The following is a 16,562-nucleotide window of genomic DNA, read 5'->3' on the forward strand; positions in this document are numbered from 1 at the left end:
GCTTCCGAACACGATGCTTTTGCAGAGGAATGGAATTGCCCAACCTCCGCAAGGCAGCAAAATAGGGAATTCAGACGTGGCACGGGATCCAAGATACGACATTTTATTTGAACCACTGGCAATCGGTCCGGTTACAGCCAAGAACCGATTCTATCAGGTGCCGCACTGCAATGGTGGTGGCTATCGCGACCCATCGGCGGCGGCAGAAATGCGTGGCATCAAGGCCCAGGGCGGCTGGGGGGTAATCTTCACCGAACAATGCGAGATGCACCCGACATCTGAAATCACCCCCTTTATCGAATTGCGCCTGTGGGAAGATCAGGACATTCCGATGATCGCCAAAATGGCCGACAGGATGAAGGAACACGGCGCCTTGGCAGGCATTCAACTGGCCTATTCCGGGATCAATGGTCCAAATTTCTATACTAAAGAAGTCCCCATGGCCCCGTCTGCCCTGCCAATTCGGACCTTTACCAATGACCCGGTGCAGGCACGGGCGCTGGACCGTCAGGACATCAGGGATCTGCGTCGCTGGTTTGTTACCGCCGCGAAACGCTCCCGCACGGCAGGGTTTGATCTGATCTGCCTGTATGGCGCCCATGGGTTTGGCATTTTTCAGCATTTCCTGTCCCGCGCCACCAACCATCGTACCGACGAATATGGCGGCAGCCTGGAAAATCGCTCACGCTTCGTGCGCGAAGTGATTGCTGACCTAAGAGATGCGGTCGGCGATTCGATGGGCCTGACCTTACGTGTTTCCCTGGATGAAATCACCGGCGATCTGGGGTTTGGCAATGCGGAAGTCCGCGATTTCATCGAAATGCACTCAGATCTGCCCGATTTATGGGACCTGGCCCATGGCACGTGGGAGGATTGCTCCGGCCCCTCCCGCTTCAAGGAAGAAGCGGCGCAACAGGATCTGGTGCAGGGAATCAAGGCGCTGACCAGCCGTCCCGTCGTTGGCGTGGGGCGTTTCACCAGCCCTGATGTCATGGTGCGGCAAATCAAATCCGGCATCCTGGATTTCATTGGATGCGCGCGCCCCTCCATTGCGGACCCCTTTCTGCCAAAGAAAATCGAAGAGGGCCGTATCGAGGATATTCGCGAATGCATCGGGTGCAATATCTGCATCACCGGCGATATGACCATGTCCATCAGCCGCTGTACCCAGAACCCCACCTTTATGGAGGAATGGCGCAAGGGCTGGCATCCCGAAAGAATGAATGCAAAAGGCGACAGTTCGTCCGTTCTGATTATCGGTGCAGGCCCGGCAGGACTGGAAGCAGCCCGCGCCTGCGCCGAGCGGGGCTACGATGTCGCCCTGGCAGAGGCACAATCCGAAATTGGGGGGCGTGTGGCGAGGGAGCGCCTGTTGCCTGGCCTGTCTGCCTGGGGGCGCGTGGTCGACTATCGCGCCTATCAATTATCCCAGAAGGGCAATGTCGAGACCTATCTGAACTCCTCCCTGACGGCGAACGATATCCTGCAATTCGGCTTTGAAAATATCGCCATTGCCACGGGGGCAAGCTGGCGGCGCGATGGGGTTGCGCGTCAGCATGTATCGCCCCTGCCCATCGATCCCGCCTTGCCCCTGTATACGCCAGACGACCTTATGGCGGGTAGCATTCCGACCGGCACTGTCTTCCTGTATGATGATGATCATTATTACATGGGGGGCGTACTGGCTGAGTTGCTGGTTCAGAACGGTGCCACGGTTGTGCTGGTCACGCCTTCCGCCTATGTGTCGGACTGGACCAACAATACCCTGGAACAGGCCAGCATTCATCGAAAACTGGCCATGATGGGGGTTGATATCCAGCTGAACCGGGGCGTAGTAGCGATTGGGGCAGATCATGTCCTGACCAATTGCACCTATACGGATGTGACCCGCCCGATACCCTGTGATGCCGTTGTCATGGTGGCATCGCGCATCGGAAACGATGGACTGTATCAGGCCTTAAAGGCCCGACAGGACGATTGGCTGGATGCCGGGTTAAAATCCGTGAAGCTGATCGGGGACGCCAATGCGCCGGGGCCAATTGCCTGGGCGACCTATGCCGGTCACCGGTATGCCCGTGAATTGGATGAGCCAGACCGTGGCGACGCGCTATCTTTCCGGCGGGAGATTACGGCCCTGGCGGAGTAGATTTGTCCTGGCAGCCTCTGTTCAGGCCTAAATCTCCACAATCTCAAAGGCGCTCAGTCTCTGTATCATTTCCTGATCCAGCTCTTCAGTGCGCCAGTCCATATTCGCCTTCACCCAGCTTTTCTGGGTTTCGCGAATTCCCGACAGGATATCCGCCTGCTTACCCGCCAGAACAGCCTTCGGAAGAATTGGCAGATCCTCATAAATCTGTTCCAACATCTTACGACGTTCGCCCCGGAAACTTTCTTCAGATTCTTTCCAGACCTGACATAAACGTGTCCAGCCATCCAGAATCCAGGAGATCTTTTGGACACGGTCAGACATATCCCGCATCGCCTTATCGGATTGGCTCAGGGTCGCAGCCAAATCAATTTCATATCCCCAGCAAGCGTCCATTTCCCGCAATGCAATGTCACTGGTCAATGCCGCAGCCTCAATCACGCCTCTTCCAACGAATTGAACTTCTGGCGGCTCTTTCGTCAGATGCTCTTTGATTTCATCGATCATCAATTGAATATTGCTATAGGTCTGGGTCAGATAACCCGGATATTCTGTTTCTCTGGCACCGATTGCCCAGATGATATTGGCCCATAGCTGGAATTTCCGCATCAGCTCTTCTGATGTCGTATTCCATTTCTCACTGTAACGTTTGAACTGCTCTTTGGCCTGAGATTGGCCGCCCTCCGTCATCAGATCATTCACATCCAGTTCAATCGGATCAGTACTCAAGACCCTCAGTGCCCGCAGGATCAGCAAACACTGGTTGTAGGATACGACCGTACGTTCATCTTTCAGCGCCTTCTTTGCCGCCTTCGCCTTTGGGACGCCGCCATAGCCCTTGGCATTCACTTCCATCACGATCCGCCGCAAATCAAAGGGCGTAAAGGTTTGAGCATCGGTCAAATGCTCCAACAAGGCCTGATCATACAAATTCAGATCAATCGTCCCGGAAAGAGCCTTAAATGGAACGACATAGGTGCCCTTACCACCACTCAGCGCCGGCAGAAGAAACTCCCTTTCCTCCGCAACTTCGCCCCGTAAACGCGCGTTGCGGGCCACGTCCGTGGTAAAAGGAACCGTCACGCCCCGTTCTTCAAATGTGCTAGGTAAAAATAATGTCGCCATTGCCCCCATCCTATGCAAAAGGCGTATTATAATTTCGCTAAGGTGGCAATTGGAAAGAGTCTGGAAACCTCAGCCCAATCCAAAATTACTGTGATGCGCCAGTTCACCAGTATTGCAGGGATGCAATATCTTTTCGTCATCGCTGAGGTCATTCCTCAGGTAACAAATAAATGCACTCCCTCGTCGGCAGAGAAAGCGAAATGCATATTTATTTTCAGAAAAAATGGTCGGGGCGGCTGGATTCGAACCAACGGCCCTCTGCTCCCAAAGCAGATGCGCTACCAGGCTGCGCTACGCCCCGACATGTGCGGTCTCCCGCGCCCGATTGCTCAGGTGGCGCAATGAGTATTGCGTCGCGGGGGGAAAATCAACACTTCCGTTGACCTGTAATGTCACTTCTCGCGATTTTTTAGGGCCATAAAGCGCTTTTGGCTGGATTCCGGCCATTCTTCGCGGGGTTTATAGTATCCGGGATGTTGTGACGCCCCCGGCGGAATGATCACCCAGGGCTGTTTAGAGTCGGTATAGATGTGAATATCTGGCGGCGCGCTTTCCGGATTGTCCAGTGTCCCAACCCGCACGAAGGCGACAACTTCCCCCGCCCCGGCATAATGGCTCCAAACCGCCATACGACAGGTTGGACAGCGATGGATAATCTGACCCTTTCCGCTCTCACTGGGGGTCATGATGACTTCCGGGGTGCCTGTGATCACCTCGACATGACTGCTTTCGATCATCGCGTTCAAGGCAAAGGCGGACCCTGTTTCGCGCTGGCACCAATGGCAATGACAGCAATGCACGAACATTGGCGGGGCGGTTATCGCATAGCGTATCTGTCCACAACTGCATCCGCCCTCTTGTCGCCACTGTGCCTGTTCCTTCATCAGACGCCCCTTCATGTAAATGTGCAGTTTTTGTTTCACTATGTCGAAATATGCTTGAATTCCGTTTGCGGTTCCCCCTACATAGACCCTGCGATCTAGAAGTAGCGTATTTTGGTGACATTTACCATGGTGGGGACCATGACAACAGCATGCTTGAAAGCGGGTCAAACGACTCCGATAAGAGAGAGTTCTGCCGTCGATATCGATTCGGCGGCTGCGGCGCTTCGTGCCATATCAAATGTGCATAGATTTATGATTCTGTGTCTTCTGGCAGAGCAGGAACACACTGTTGGGGATCTGGAACGGGCGGTCGGAATTCGTCAGCCCAGCATGTCCCAACAGCTGGCGCGGTTGCGGGAAGACGGTATCGTGTCTTGCACCCGGGACGGGAAATCAATGATCTATGCCCTGACTGATTCCAGGGTCAGGCAGGTGATTTTGACGTTGAGCACGATCTATCATCGTTGATCGTCCGACGGCGCTGTAGTGCCTGACGATGGCGGAGGTTCCGTTGCGTCTGAATGACCCATCTTCGAAGCATCTGGCTTGGGGGACAGGGGTTCTGTGTGCATATAGACCGGAATTGGCACGCTGGACCGGATGTGAAGATCACGCTGCCCGAATGGGAACTCTATCCCGTTGTCGCGGTACATCTGCCAAATAATCAACAGAATTTCGCTGCGGACATTCACCACGCCCGCCTGGGGATCATCAATCCAGATCCGCATTTCCAGTTCCAGGGCATCGTTCCCGAAATTCATGAAACGACAAACCGGCGCCGGATCGGTCCGGACACGCGCGATGGAACGCGCCGCCTGAACGGCCAGATCCATCGCCAGCTTCACATCTGAGTCATAGGATATGCCAATTGGAATCTTCAGGCGCACCAATGTGTTGGAATAGGACCAGTTTTCAACCCGTTGAGAGATCAGCTCTTCATTGGGAATCAGATGTTCTGTTCCATCCCGGGTGATCACGGAAACATATCGGGCGCGCAAGGAATTAATCCACCCGAACGTATCGCCAATGGCTATTACATCGCCGGGCTTTACAGATTTATCCATCAGCAGGATCAAGCCGCTGATCAGGTTGGAGATAACCTTCTGCAGACCAAAGCCGATCCCCAGGCCAATCGCGCCGGAAAAGACCGCCAACGCGGTTAGGTCTATGCCGATACTGTCCAGGGCGGCGAAAATAGCAATGGCGATCAGGAGAATGCGGAAGGTCTTGCTGAGCAGCACCCGCGCGGACGGCGATAAGCTCTTGGAATTATGAAACCGGCTATCGACCATCTGGGATACCAGGCTGCCCAGCCATAGCAGCACGACCAGCACCACACCGGCCTTACACGCGCTGAGGACAGAAATCCGGACATCCCCAAGATTGACCCCCATCCTGTCCAGCGCCACCATTGTGGGTGTCAGGAGCCCCAGCAGATTCAAGGCGGCAATGCTCCAGGCGATGATTGCCAGCATTTTGGCCCAGCCGGGGTCCCGCACCGCGCCGGAAACCAATCGGATCACCACCCAGGCCGTTAACAGGCTGACCGCGCTTTCAATCAGGTGATTGGACAGTCCAGCCTCTTGCGCTGCAAAAACTGAAAACCATTGTAAAATCAGCCATATGAGCGGCAGTATCAGTGGCAACACGGTCCGGATTGCCACATCGAAAACGCGGGCAAACCTCAATTTGCCGATCTGATTTTCCAGCAGGCGTTTTACGGTCGGGGTCAAAAGCGCTGACAGGCCGAAGGCCACGACAATGATACCCGCCTGGACGACGGTGGACGGCACCAGAAGATTAATGTCGATCCACTGCCACACGCTCGCGATCAGCCGTTCAATCTCCGCCGCGTCCAGATACTTCTCCATTCCAACTCCCTTACATGATTTTGAATATCGTAGAGAGCATTCCGGTAAATTACTAGGCTGGCACGAGGCTGGGGCGGATCACCTTAATTTTAAGGCGATACTCTGCTGTTTTATTCCATTTGGGAACTCAATATAGTGTCATGCAATTTATTCATTCCTGAACTTCACATAAATTGCGTCAAAACACCCCCTATTCTCCAATACCGATGACCGCCATATTGCGCTGCATCACATAGGGACGCGGAGTATCCATGCCGACAAAAGCAGAAATCATAACCAGCACGACTATTGCTGAAGACCCGCCGGTCTTGAGCCGCTGGCTGACATTTGCCATGGCGGGCGCGACGGGAATTGCTGTGGCCAATATTTACTATAATCAGCCGATGCTGGGCATCATGCAGGCGGAATTTCCCGGACAGTTGGCAGGGCTTGTTCCGACCGTCACACAGTTGGGATATGCGCTGGGCATATTCCTTCTTGTCCCCCTGGGGGATCTAGTCGAACGCAAGAAGTTGATCATCCTGCAGTTTGGTCTGCTGTTCCTTGCCCTGGCCGGTGTGGCCCTGGCCCCCAATGCGTCTGTGCTTCTGTTAACGTCCTTGCTGGTCGGGGTCGGTGCGACGGTCGCGCAACAGATTATTCCTTTGGCGGCGCATTTGTCGGACCCAAATAAAAGAGGCGCCACGGTGGGATTGGTTATGTCCGGTCTGTTATGTGGCATCCTTTTCAGTCGTACCCTGGCCGGGTTTGTCTCAACCCATTCCGGGTGGCGCGAAATGTTCGCCCTGGCCGTGCCAATGGCACTCGCCGCTTGTGCCGTGATGGCCTGGAAACTGCCGCGCAGTCACCCGGAACCGACAATGGGCTACCCTGCCCTGTTGGGATCGATATTGGGATTATGGCGGGAGTTTCCTGAACTGCGCGTGGCAACGCTGACGCAATCCTCTCTCTTCGCGGCGTTTAGCGTGTTCTGGACCATCCTGGTCTTCCAATTGGAAAGCCCGGCCTTCAATCTGGGTCCCGACGCAGCGGGCTTATTTGGAATTATTGGCGCAATCGGTATATTGGCTGCCCCCTTTGCAGGCAAACTGGCCGATAAGCGTGGCCCGCATATGATCGTGCTTTTCGGGGCCAGCCTAACCCTGGTTTCATGGGTCATATTCGGATTCTGGATATCCATCCCCGGCCTGATCGTGGGGGTGATCCTTTTGGACCTTGCCCTGCAAAGCGCGATGATCCCCAATCAGCACATCATCTATGCCCTGCGGCCCAGTGCCCGTGCCCGCGTCAATACGATCTTCATCGGCAGCATGTTTCTGGGTGGCTCGCTAGGGTCCGCCCTCGCCTTGCAAATCTGGACGGCGTTCGGGTGGACCGGGGTCTGCCTGCTGGGTGGCGGCTTCTGCGCCATAGCAACGGCATTGCAACTCGTCCGTTGGTCTGCACGTCGCTCCCGGTAAAACGCCGCACGCACAATTACACTACACGATATGGGCTACGGCATCAGCCTCTCTCTGCTTTTGCCCCGTTTAACATTAGTAAAACAGGCTGTTTGTGAAGGGACTTCATCCCAGTATCCACGCCCATAATTCTGGAACATAAATGCTGGGGGCCCGCATTCTTGATGGAGTTGGCCTAAGGTTGTTTTGGTTGGATAAACATTCGGATAATCCTCAGGGATATACAGCGATCAGCCATACCAATATTCGATATCACGATAATTGTCTTTTGGTCCTGATAGTTCAGTTCTTTCCCGATCCTGTGTGCAGTCCGACCATGCACCATTCACCGAGCAATCACCTGGCCTCACTTCAAATTATTCGATGACTTTACTCGGAGCCTCCCCCGTAAAATCTTCAATAACCTTATAGCCATATGGTTTGGTATTCAGACTTCTTTCGAAGTCTCCGAAAGACCCGCGATCAACTGTCTGGCATCCCATAAGGCTCGCAATGAAGAGCAATACAAAAATGTAAGTGTTCTTTTCATCTTAACTGACAGCTTGATTAAGATTTTCGATATCGACTATAAAGACCCAGTCTATTCTTCTGATTCCTGCCTTCAGCGACCAAGCCTTTGATCATACAAATGGCTCTACCCATTTCAATTCCTCACGAAATTGCTGCAATTATGCCCAATATGTGCAAAATAGGCTGTAAGGGCCGATGCGCTGAGGGATCGCTTCGGGCGTTGGCTTCCGGGCTGCGGCGTCACCATGCGCACATTCAGGTCAGCACTCTCGGGTTCGGCCCTTACCTTACTCCCACTCAATCGTGCCGGGCGGCTTGGACGTTACATCATAGACCACGCGGTTGATGCCGCGGACTTCGTTGATAATGCGGGTGGCAACGCGGCTTAAGAACGCGTGTTCGAAGGGGTAGCTGTCGGCGGTCATACCATCGGTAGACGTCACCGCCCTCAGGCCGCAGACATGATCATAGGTGCGCGCATCGCCCATCACGCCGACGGTCTTGACCGGCAACAATACAGCAAAGGCCTGCCAGATTTCGTCATACAGGCCCGCATTGCGGATTTCTTCCAGATAGATCGCATCGGCCTTGCGCAGGATATCCGCCTTTTCCTTATCCACGGGGCCCGGTATGCGGATGGCAAGGCCCGGCCCCGGAAAGGGATGGCGGCCGATCATGCTTTGTGGCAGGCCAAGCTCCAGGCCCAAAGCGCGCACTTCGTCCTTAAACAATTCGCGCAGCGGCTCCACCAGCTTCATATTCATCCGCTCCGGCAGGCCCCCCACATTGTGGTGCGACTTGATGGTCACGGACGGGCCACCCGCGAAGGAAACGCTTTCAATCACATCGGGATACAGCGTGCCCTGAGCCAGGAAATCCGCCCCGCCGATCTTGGTCGCTTCCTCTTCAAAGACATCGATGAACAGGCCCCCGATGATCTTGCGCTTCTTTTCCGGATCATCAACCCCGGCCAGCTTGCCCAGGAACAGGTCAGAGGCATCCCGATGCACCAGAGGAATGTTATAGTGATCCCGGAACAGGGTGACGACCTGATCGGATTCACCCTGACGCATCAGTCCATGATCGACATAAATGCAGGTCAAGCGCTCGCCAATTGCCTCATGAATCAGGACGGCAACCACAGAACTGTCCACCCCGCCCGACAGGCCACAGATGACCCTGCCGGTTTCGCCGACCTGACGGCGCACGCTTTCAATCGCCTGTTCCTTAAAGGCGGCCATGGTCCAGTCGCCGGTACAGCCGCAAACGGAATGTACGAAATTTGACAGCAGCTTGTGCCCATCGGCGGTGTGAACCACTTCTGGATGGAACATGACACCATAGAATTTGCGCGCCTCATCGGCGAAAATGGCAAAGGGGGCCCCTTCGCTGCGCGCGACAACCTTGAAGCCTTCAGGAATGTCGATGACGCGATCCCCGTGGCTCATCCAGACCGTTGGCGTATCGCCGGGTGCCCACAGACCATCATACAGGCTGCACGGCTCCAGCACATCCAGGGCCGCACGGCCGAATTCATGATGATCCGACGTGCTGACGACACCGCCCAATTGATGGCACAAGGCCTGCTGACCATAACAAATGCCCAGGATCGGCAGGCCCAGATCAAAGACCATCTGAGGCGCACGGGGGGTATCGGAATGGGTGACACTGGCCGGACCACCGCTGAGAATGATACCCTTGGGCGCAAAGGCGCGGATTTCATCATCAGTGATGCTGTTGAATGGGTGCACTTCGGAATAAACACCCGCTTCGCGCACGCGCCTGGCGATCAACTGGGTGACTTGGCTGCCGAAATCGAGAATGAGAATACGGTCAGCGGCGACAATTTCGGTCATAGGGGCAGATCTTTCCCAGATTTTGCCTGAAAACAGGTAGGGGGCGCGGAAGCGATCAGATAGCGCGATTCAGCCGCAGGAACAAGCCAGCAGCCGGGATTTTCGCGCATAAATACCACACCACGGAACCACCGTCAGAGCATGCGAGGGCCGAACACTCCCCGCGCTCTGAGGAGCCCAACGTCTCGCTGCAAGCATCCCCCTCCCCGTCACACCTGCGCAGGCGGGTATCCAGGGGCCACCTGCACCGATCATGCCTACCGCCCTGGATCCCGGATCACGTCCGGGATGACGATAGTGGGGGAACGCAAAGGGCGCGGAGAAACGCAGAGGGTGCAAAGGCAAATACAGGCACGTCTCTCCCACGAAGGCGGGAGCCCAGGGCCACCCGCACCGATCATGCCTGCCGCCCTGGATCCCGGATCACGTCCGGGATGACGATATTTCGAGACAAATACTCCCTCACCCTGAGGAGCGCAGCGTCTCGAAGGGTGATCTTTCTGTAAGCAGCCCCCTTACAGCGCATCCTTCGAGACGGCGCGAATGCGCCTCCTCAGGATCAGAATGGTGCTGAAAGTATGCCTAAAACACCCCCTCCGCGCCCTTCGCGCCTGCTCTGCGCTCTTTGCGTTTTCTTTTCCCGTCACACCTGCGCAGGCGGGTATCCAGGGGCCACCCACACCAATCGTCCCTACCGTCTCTGAACCTCAGACGCGGCGTGCGACCATATCGATTTCAACCAGCGCACCTACCGCCAATCCGGTCACCCCGATCGTGGTGCGGGCCGGTAATTTACCGGGCTGAAAATACTGTACATAAGTCTCGTTCATCACCGCATAGTCGCGCTGAAACTCCGTCAGATAGATACGGCATTGCACGACATCCGCCAGGGTTAGATCCAATCCCTTGAGGATCAGGATCAGATTGTCCATCACGCGGCGCGTTTGTGCCTCAATCCCTTCCGGCAATGGTTTCTGATCATCATTGGGGTCGGTTGGCATCTGACCGGTCAGGAAGACGAACCCATTCACCTCTGTCGCATGAGAAAAGGGCGCAACAGGAGTCGGGCCGCCAGCGATCATATGGTGCAGTATATCGGACACAGTGCCCCTCTCCTTAGCTGGTCAGTAACAGGGTGCGCGGGTCAATGGCCTGACGCCCCTTTCGGATCTGGAAGTGTACCTGGGGCGTTTCGACATTGCCCGTTGATCCCACCCGGGCGATAGCCTGCCCGCGCTGGATCACCTGACCGCGTGTCACCAACAGACTGTCAGCATGGGCATAAGCGGTGACATAGCCATTCTGATGCTTGATCAGGACAATATTACCAAATCCCTGCAGGCCATCCCCGGCATAGGCAACGACCCCGGATTCCGCCGCCCGGATCGGACTGTTTCGGGGGGCGGCGATGTTAATGCCATCATTATGCAGGCCCCGACCTTTGGCGCCATATCCTGAGACAACCTTGCCCTGCACCGGCCACAAGAATCCCTGTCCCGTCATGGGGGGAGGACGGGGAATGGGGCCTACCAGACGGGGCGGCGCGTTTGGCTTGGCGGGGGGATAAACCACCTCGCCCGGTCCATAGCTTGCCTGCTGGGGAGGGGACGGTTGTGGATCGGCGGCAGTTGGATCGAAAGAAGCCGGCGTTTCATCCTGTCCAACGGGAGAAGACGTGCCAGAGGGCGGCAATGGTTCCTGGGATATCGTCCCATCATCCGGGGCGGACGGGCTTAACGCGACGGTCTGTTGGCGCACTGACCCGGTCTGGGCTGGAATATTCAGCCTTTGCCCCACCTTGATCCGGTACGGGGATGGTATCTGGTTAGCCCGCACCAGTTCATTCATCGCCACGCCATATTGCCGGGAAATGCCGTAAACTGTTTCTCCTGGGCGCACTGTATGCAGCCGCACGGCGGGGATGCGCAGCCGCTGCCCCACCAACAGATCATAAGGCGGCGTCAGATTGTTTTCGACAATCAGGCTACGCAAGGGAACGCCGTATTCTCGGGAAATCGCATATAATGTCTCCCCCCGGGCGACACGATGGATGCCGTCTTCCGGTTGAGCGACCGAGACACTGGACGAGCCACCGACTGTGTTTGCGGACCCGGTGCCGCCGCTCGGCACGCTGGACCCATCGAATATCCGAACCTGCGGACCACCGCCAGAAGAGCACGCCCCCAACAACAAGATCACCAACAGTCCAAATAGTGGAAGTGGAAATCTAGCCATTGCCCGCCTCCACCCCCGGCAGCAAGGGGACGAAACGCACGCCGCCAAGCTCTTGAAGCTCTAGCCCAGCCTCCGTCTTAATGCCCAGCAACAGTGTCTGGTTCTCCCCGTCGGGGCCCACCGGCACGACAAGCCGCCCGCCGATTGAAAGCTGATCGATTAAAGCCTGCGGAATATCCGGCGCAGCGGCGGTTACAATGATGCGATCAAAGGGGGCCTGCTCTGCCCAGCCGACCGCCCCATCCCCAAATCGGGTGCTGATATTGTGCAGATCAAGGATTCGAAACAGCGACTCTGCCTCTCGCAGCAGAGGTTTGTGGCGCTCGATCGTATAGACGCGCCGCGACAGCTTGCTTAACACTGCCGCCTGATAGCCCGACCCTGTGCCAATTTCCAAAACCTTGTGGCGGCGGGTCAGGTCCAGTGCATCGGTCATCCGCGCAACAATCAAGGGCTGGCTGATTGTCTGTCCGCGCCCGATGGGCAGCGCGGAATCGTCATAGGCATGCCGGGCAAAGGTTTCTGGCACGAACAGCTCACGCGGGATCGCTTCCAGGGCTGCCAATACAGTCTGGTTCAAAATCCCGTTCTGGCGCAGCCCCAAAATCAGCTGCGCGCGTTCGGAGACCATATCCATCTCAATATCGATGTCTCTTGCCCCGATATCAGTTCCCCAACATCCCTGACCCGACCGAGGCCAGACCATAGCACCTTGCGTCAGGTTTAAAGCGCTTCGGCGGCTCTATGCAAGAGGTCCCTGTCGGTTCTGTCCAGCGTCAATGGCGTGATCCCGATCCGACCGGCTTGAATTGCGGCTGTATCCGTGCCGGATTCCAACGATCTGTCACCATCCTGATGGTGCAAAATATATCGCCCCTGCGCAGCTTCAACAGCGACATAATGCATCGTATCAACCGATTGACCCTGGCGACACAATTGCGGTTCAGAATGCATGACATGGGATGGAAAATTAACGCCATATGCCCCGTTAGGCGCAAAGCCAAACCAGCAAATACGCCCCAGAACGGCCGGTAAATGCTTGCGCACATCATCCCAGGTATGGGGCTCCACAGGGTGACCGGAAACATGGTCCGCACTAAAGGCAACGGCTGGCACACCATTGGCCGCCGCAGATATCGCCGCCCCGACAGTCCCGGAATAGATCAGGTCCACCCCGATATTCAAACCGTGATTGATACCACTGAGCACCAGATCAGGCGGGGCATCCTTCATCACCAGACGTAGGGCTGCCAGAACCGTATCGGCGGGTCGACCGGTAACGGCATAGCGTCGCAGCCCCCTTTCCTGCACCTCAATCTCGCGACGCAGGGAAACCATGGCGGATGCCCCACTGTGCCCTTCTGCAGGGGCACAGACCCACAATTCCCCCACCATCGGGCGTATGATTTCTTCCAGAACCGCAAATCCTGCGGCATCAATGCCATCGTCATTGGTCAGCAGGACCCGCGCCGTGGGCAAATCAACGGATCGCAGATCCGGCTCCATCATCCGCCTCACGCCTTGCCAACTGGTTGAATGACATCCTTGCCACCCATATAGCCGCGCAGCACCTCTGGCACCGTGATCGATCCATCGGCATTCTGATAATTCTCCAGAATGGCGACCATGGTGCGGCCTACCGCCAATCCCGAGCCATTGAGCGTGTGGACAAACCGGGTGCCCTTCTCTCCAGCGGTGCGGAAACGCGCCTTCATGCGCCGCGCCTGAAAATCCCCGCAGTTTGAGCAGCTGGAAATTTCGCGATAGCGGTTCTGTCCGGGCAGCCAGACTTCGATATCAAAGGTCTTGCGAGCGCCAAACCCCATATCCCCGGTGCACAGCATCATTGTACGGAAAGGTAGGCCCAAAGCTGTCAGAATACCCTCAGCACAAGCGGTCATGCGGTCCAGTTCAGCTTCAGACTGATCGGGATGAACGATGGAGACCATTTCAACTTTGGAAAACTGATGCTGGCGGATCATGCCCCGTGTATCCTTGCCCGCCGCCCCTGCTTCTGACCGAAAACACGGTGTCCAGGCCGTCATGCGCTTTGGCAGGTCGGCCTCGTCATAAATCTTTTCCGCTGCCGTATTCGTCAGCGGCACTTCCGCGGTGGGAATTAACCAGAAGCCATCATCCGTATGGAACAGATCCTCAGCGAATTTCGGCAATTGTCCGGTGCCATACATGGCATTGTCCCGCACCAGCAGAGGCGGAATGACTTCGGTATAGCCGTTGGTTTCGGTATGGGTATCCAGCATGAAACTGGCAATCGCCCGCTCTAAACGCGCTAAGGCCCCCCGCAGCAAGACAAACCGCGCACCGGACATGGTGGCTGCCGTTTCAAAATCCATCAGGCCCAGCGCTTCGCCCAGATCAAAATGTTCCTTGGGTGCAAAGTCTTTCGCAACAGGTTCCCCGACGCGTCGGACCTCAACATTCTCCTCTTCCCCACCACCATGAGGCACATCCTCATAGGGAATATTCGGCAAGCCCGCCAAAAGGGCATCCAGCGTTTCCGCCAGCAGGCGTTCTTCTTCCTCCGCCTTGGCCAGGCCGTCCTTCAACGATTGCACTTCCGCAATCAGATCATCTGCGTCTTCGCCCTTGGCTTTGCGCTGGCCAACTTCCTTCGACGCTGTATTGCGGCGGTTCTGTATCTCCTGCATGCGTGTCTGGGCACCACGCCGGGCCTCATCAAGGCGCAGAATCTCAGCGGATGCAGAGGAAATCCCACGACTTGCCATTGCGGCGTCAAAGTAGTCCGGGTTATCCCGAATGACTTTCAGATCGTGCATTCTCTCTCTCCTTATCCACGCATGGGAACCATCCCCCAAATTGATGGAGGCGTTATAGGACGCACCGGGGGCACACGTCCAGCCGCTGTAATGGATTTTAAGGTTGGGAACCCGCCTTGCGGTCTTCGGCATCCGGATCGTCGTCATCGTCGTCGACATCCAGACCCAACAGCTTATCGCGTTCCTTGCGTTGACGTTCAATCAACACACCGCACCAAATTGAAATTTCGTACAGCAGGATAATGGGAACGGCGAGACCAATCTGGCTCAACGGATCCGGCGGTGTCAGCACCGCAGCGACGATAAAGGCAACCAGCACCGCATAGCGGCGTTTTGCCCGCAAACCATCCGAAGTGGCTATGCCGACCTTAACCAAAAGGCTGAGCAGCACGGGCAGCTCGAAGCACAGACCGAACGCAAAAATCAATGTCATGGCAAAAGACAGATATTCACTGACCTTTGCTTCCATTTCCACCCGCAGACCGTCTGCGGCGGATTGCTCAAAGCCCAGAAAGAAGCTGAGCGCAACGGGCATCACCAAATAATAGACAAAGGCCGCACCCAGGGTGAACAGGAAAGGCGTTGCCAGCAGAAATGGCATGAATGCTTGTTTTTCGTGACGATACAGGCCTGGCGCTATGAACATCCACATCTGTCCCGCAATTATCGGGAAGGTGAAACAGAAGGAGGTAAACAACGCCACCTTCATCTGGGTAAAGAACCATTCCTGTGGGGCCGTGAAAATCATACGGCGCCCTTCCAGATTGTCCCCCCAGGAGGATATCAACGGATGCGCAAGGAAATTATAAATCGGTTCAGCAAAGGCAAAGGCTATGAAAAAACCGATCATCAAGGCGCCAACAGAAATCAACAGTCGCCGACGAAGCTCCTTTAAATGCTCCATTAGCGGCGCTTTTGAATTTTCCAATTCGCTTTCGTCAACGCTGCTCATGACTTATCGCCTGTCTTCTTAGCAGCCGCTTTTGTGGCAGCAGTCTTTTTAGCACCCGCCTTTTTGACTGCTGTCTTCGCCGGTGCCGTTTTGGGTGTGCCGGCTTTTGTTGCAGACGTTTTTGTTGCAGATGTCTTTGTGACAGGCGCTTTCTTTGCTGTAGCCTTTTTCGCAGCCGCCTTAGGGGGTGCCGTATCGGGACCTGTCTTGGACGCCGCACCATCTGGATTGGCCGTCTTGGCGTCCTTGACCGATTCCCCATCTGCCTTCACGTCAGGCTTAGGCGTGGTCGTGCTGGGGGAGTCTGTGGCGCTGGACGATGCGGTGGTGCTGGCTGTGGGCGTTTTGTCCGGGAAATTGGGGCGTGCGCTTTTGTTGATCCAATCCTTTGCGGACGACACCTGCTCCTTCGTATCCTTCATGGATTTGGATACTTCACCAGTCGGATCGATATCTTTCACCCAATCAGAGGACCCGCTTTTTGCCTTTGTGACTTCATTTTTGATGTCTTGCAGGTCCGCTTCCCGGGCCATTTCATCCATGGCGCTGTGGAACTCACCTGCCAAAGAACGGGCTTTTCGCATCAGTCCGGAAACCGTGCGAAACACGCGCGGCAATTCCTTGGGCCCAACAACAAGAACGGCCACAACACCAATCACCAAAAATTCCTGCCAACCGAAGTCGAGCATACCTCACCGCACAAACCGGGTTAAAGAAAAGACACG

Annotated in this window: 14 protein-coding genes and 1 tRNA gene; 3 read left to right on the forward strand and 12 right to left on the reverse strand. The window is 55.8% G+C overall.

Features of this window, described 5'->3' with window-relative positions; genetic code table 11:
- The first annotated feature begins 76 nt into the window (after window positions 1-76).
- Window positions 77-2,146, forward strand: a complete 2,070-nt coding sequence (locus ACOSDM_RS09040) for an NAD(P)-binding protein (RefSeq protein WP_420724187.1) — start codon at window positions 77-79, stop codon at window positions 2,144-2,146.
- A 27-nt stretch (window positions 2,147-2,173) separates the two neighbouring features.
- Here ACOSDM_RS09040 and ACOSDM_RS09045 read toward each other — a convergent pair whose 3' ends face one another.
- From ACOSDM_RS09045 to ACOSDM_RS09055, 3 genes are all read right to left on the reverse strand, one after another.
- Window positions 2,174-3,271 carry a hypothetical protein gene (locus ACOSDM_RS09045; protein ID WP_420724188.1) on the reverse strand — a complete coding sequence of 366 codons (1,098 nt, stop codon included), beginning with the start codon at window positions 3,269-3,271 and terminating at the stop codon, window positions 2,174-2,176.
- A 224-nt stretch (window positions 3,272-3,495) separates the two neighbouring features.
- Window positions 3,496-3,572 (reverse strand) — tRNA-Pro (locus ACOSDM_RS09050).
- A 91-nt stretch (window positions 3,573-3,663) separates the two neighbouring features.
- A complete protein-coding gene (locus ACOSDM_RS09055; protein ID WP_420724189.1) occupies window positions 3,664-4,155 on the reverse strand; it encodes a GFA family protein in 492 nt (163 codons plus the stop codon).
- Window positions 4,156-4,293: 138 nt separating this feature from the next.
- Between ACOSDM_RS09055 and ACOSDM_RS09060 the strand changes: the two genes are divergently transcribed.
- Window positions 4,294-4,623, forward strand: coding sequence for an ArsR/SmtB family transcription factor (locus ACOSDM_RS09060; protein ID WP_420724190.1), 330 nt, complete (start codon window positions 4,294-4,296; stop codon window positions 4,621-4,623).
- Here the strand turns inward: ACOSDM_RS09060 and ACOSDM_RS09065 are convergent.
- Window positions 4,614-6,026 carry a mechanosensitive ion channel family protein gene (locus ACOSDM_RS09065; protein WP_420724191.1) on the reverse strand — a complete coding sequence of 471 codons (1,413 nt, stop codon included), beginning with the start codon at window positions 6,024-6,026 and terminating at the stop codon, window positions 4,614-4,616. The genes ACOSDM_RS09060 and ACOSDM_RS09065 overlap by 10 nt on opposite strands.
- A 251-nt stretch (window positions 6,027-6,277) precedes the next feature.
- On the opposite strand from ACOSDM_RS09065, the gene ACOSDM_RS09070 reads away from it, so the two are divergent.
- The gene (locus ACOSDM_RS09070; RefSeq protein WP_420724192.1) at window positions 6,278-7,486 is read left to right on the forward strand and encodes an MFS transporter; all 1,209 of its coding nucleotides are present in this window, start codon (window positions 6,278-6,280) and stop codon (window positions 7,484-7,486) included.
- A gap of 797 nt (window positions 7,487-8,283) precedes the next feature.
- On the opposite strand, the gene guaA is transcribed toward ACOSDM_RS09070, so the two are convergent.
- The 8 genes from guaA to tatB all read right to left on the reverse strand — a co-directional run bounded on the left by guaA (window position 8,284) and on the right by tatB (window position 16,526).
- Window positions 8,284-9,852 carry a glutamine-hydrolyzing GMP synthase gene (guaA, locus tag ACOSDM_RS09075; protein WP_420724193.1) on the reverse strand — a complete coding sequence of 523 codons (1,569 nt, stop codon included), beginning with the start codon at window positions 9,850-9,852 and terminating at the stop codon, window positions 8,284-8,286.
- Between the two features lie 707 nt (window positions 9,853-10,559).
- Complete coding sequence (locus ACOSDM_RS09080; protein ID WP_420724194.1) at window positions 10,560-10,955, reverse strand: RidA family protein; 396 nt, start codon at window positions 10,953-10,955, stop codon at window positions 10,560-10,562.
- A gap of 13 nt (window positions 10,956-10,968) precedes the next feature.
- Window positions 10,969-12,087: a peptidoglycan DD-metalloendopeptidase family protein gene (locus tag ACOSDM_RS09085; protein WP_420724195.1), complete on the reverse strand. Its 1,119-nt coding sequence runs from the start codon at window positions 12,085-12,087 to the stop codon at window positions 10,969-10,971.
- Window positions 12,080-12,724, reverse strand: a complete 645-nt coding sequence (locus ACOSDM_RS09090; RefSeq protein ID WP_420724598.1) for a protein-L-isoaspartate(D-aspartate) O-methyltransferase — start codon at window positions 12,722-12,724, stop codon at window positions 12,080-12,082. The genes ACOSDM_RS09085 and ACOSDM_RS09090 overlap by 8 nt, the downstream gene beginning before the upstream one ends.
- Window positions 12,725-12,810: 86 nt before the next feature.
- The gene (gene surE, locus ACOSDM_RS09095) at window positions 12,811-13,596 is read right to left on the reverse strand and encodes a 5'/3'-nucleotidase SurE (protein WP_420724196.1); all 786 of its coding nucleotides are present in this window, start codon (window positions 13,594-13,596) and stop codon (window positions 12,811-12,813) included.
- A 5-nt stretch (window positions 13,597-13,601) separates the two neighbouring features.
- Window positions 13,602-14,885: a serine--tRNA ligase gene (serS, locus tag ACOSDM_RS09100; protein ID WP_420724197.1), complete on the reverse strand. Its 1,284-nt coding sequence runs from the start codon at window positions 14,883-14,885 to the stop codon at window positions 13,602-13,604.
- A gap of 97 nt (window positions 14,886-14,982) precedes the next feature.
- Complete coding sequence (gene tatC, locus ACOSDM_RS09105; protein ID WP_420724198.1) at window positions 14,983-15,837, reverse strand: twin-arginine translocase subunit TatC; 855 nt, start codon at window positions 15,835-15,837, stop codon at window positions 14,983-14,985.
- Complete coding sequence (tatB, locus tag ACOSDM_RS09110; protein WP_420724199.1) at window positions 15,834-16,526, reverse strand: Sec-independent protein translocase protein TatB; 693 nt, start codon at window positions 16,524-16,526, stop codon at window positions 15,834-15,836. The genes tatC and tatB overlap by 4 nt, the downstream gene beginning before the upstream one ends.
- Window positions 16,527-16,562: the final 36 nt, after the last annotated feature.

It is taken from the genome of Hwanghaeella sp. LZ110, assembly GCF_048892525.1.
Classification (GTDB): Bacteria; Pseudomonadota; Alphaproteobacteria; order UBA8366; family Aestuariispiraceae; genus Pacificispira.

What these genes read in the sequence shown, in the direction of transcription:
- ACOSDM_RS09045 (WP_420724188.1), bottom strand. Translation starts at nt 3,271, where the DNA reads ATGGCGACATTATTTTTACCTAGCACATTTGAAGAACGGGGCGTGACG.
- ACOSDM_RS09055 (WP_420724189.1), bottom strand. Translation starts at nt 4,155, where the DNA reads ATGAAGGAACAGGCACAGTGGCGACAAGAGGGCGGATGCAGTTGTGGA.
- ACOSDM_RS09060 (WP_420724190.1), top strand. Translation starts at nt 4,294, where the DNA reads ATGACAACAGCATGCTTGAAAGCGGGTCAAACGACTCCGATAAGAGAG.
- ACOSDM_RS09065 (WP_420724191.1), bottom strand. Translation starts at nt 6,026, where the DNA reads ATGGAGAAGTATCTGGACGCGGCGGAGATTGAACGGCTGATCGCGAGC.
- ACOSDM_RS09070 (WP_420724192.1), top strand. Translation starts at nt 6,278, where the DNA reads ATGCCGACAAAAGCAGAAATCATAACCAGCACGACTATTGCTGAAGAC.
- guaA (WP_420724193.1), bottom strand. Translation starts at nt 9,852, where the DNA reads ATGACCGAAATTGTCGCCGCTGACCGTATTCTCATTCTCGATTTCGGC.
- ACOSDM_RS09085 (WP_420724195.1), bottom strand. Translation starts at nt 12,087, where the DNA reads ATGGCTAGATTTCCACTTCCACTATTTGGACTGTTGGTGATCTTGTTG.
- ACOSDM_RS09090 (WP_420724598.1), bottom strand. Translation starts at nt 12,724, where the DNA reads ATGGATATGGTCTCCGAACGCGCGCAGCTGATTTTGGGGCTGCGCCAG.
- surE (WP_420724196.1), bottom strand. Translation starts at nt 13,596, where the DNA reads ATGATGGAGCCGGATCTGCGATCCGTTGATTTGCCCACGGCGCGGGTC.
- serS (WP_420724197.1), bottom strand. Translation starts at nt 14,885, where the DNA reads ATGCACGATCTGAAAGTCATTCGGGATAACCCGGACTACTTTGACGCC.
- tatC (WP_420724198.1), bottom strand. Translation starts at nt 15,837, where the DNA reads ATGAGCAGCGTTGACGAAAGCGAATTGGAAAATTCAAAAGCGCCGCTA.
- tatB (WP_420724199.1), bottom strand. Translation starts at nt 16,526, where the DNA reads ATGCTCGACTTCGGTTGGCAGGAATTTTTGGTGATTGGTGTTGTGGCC.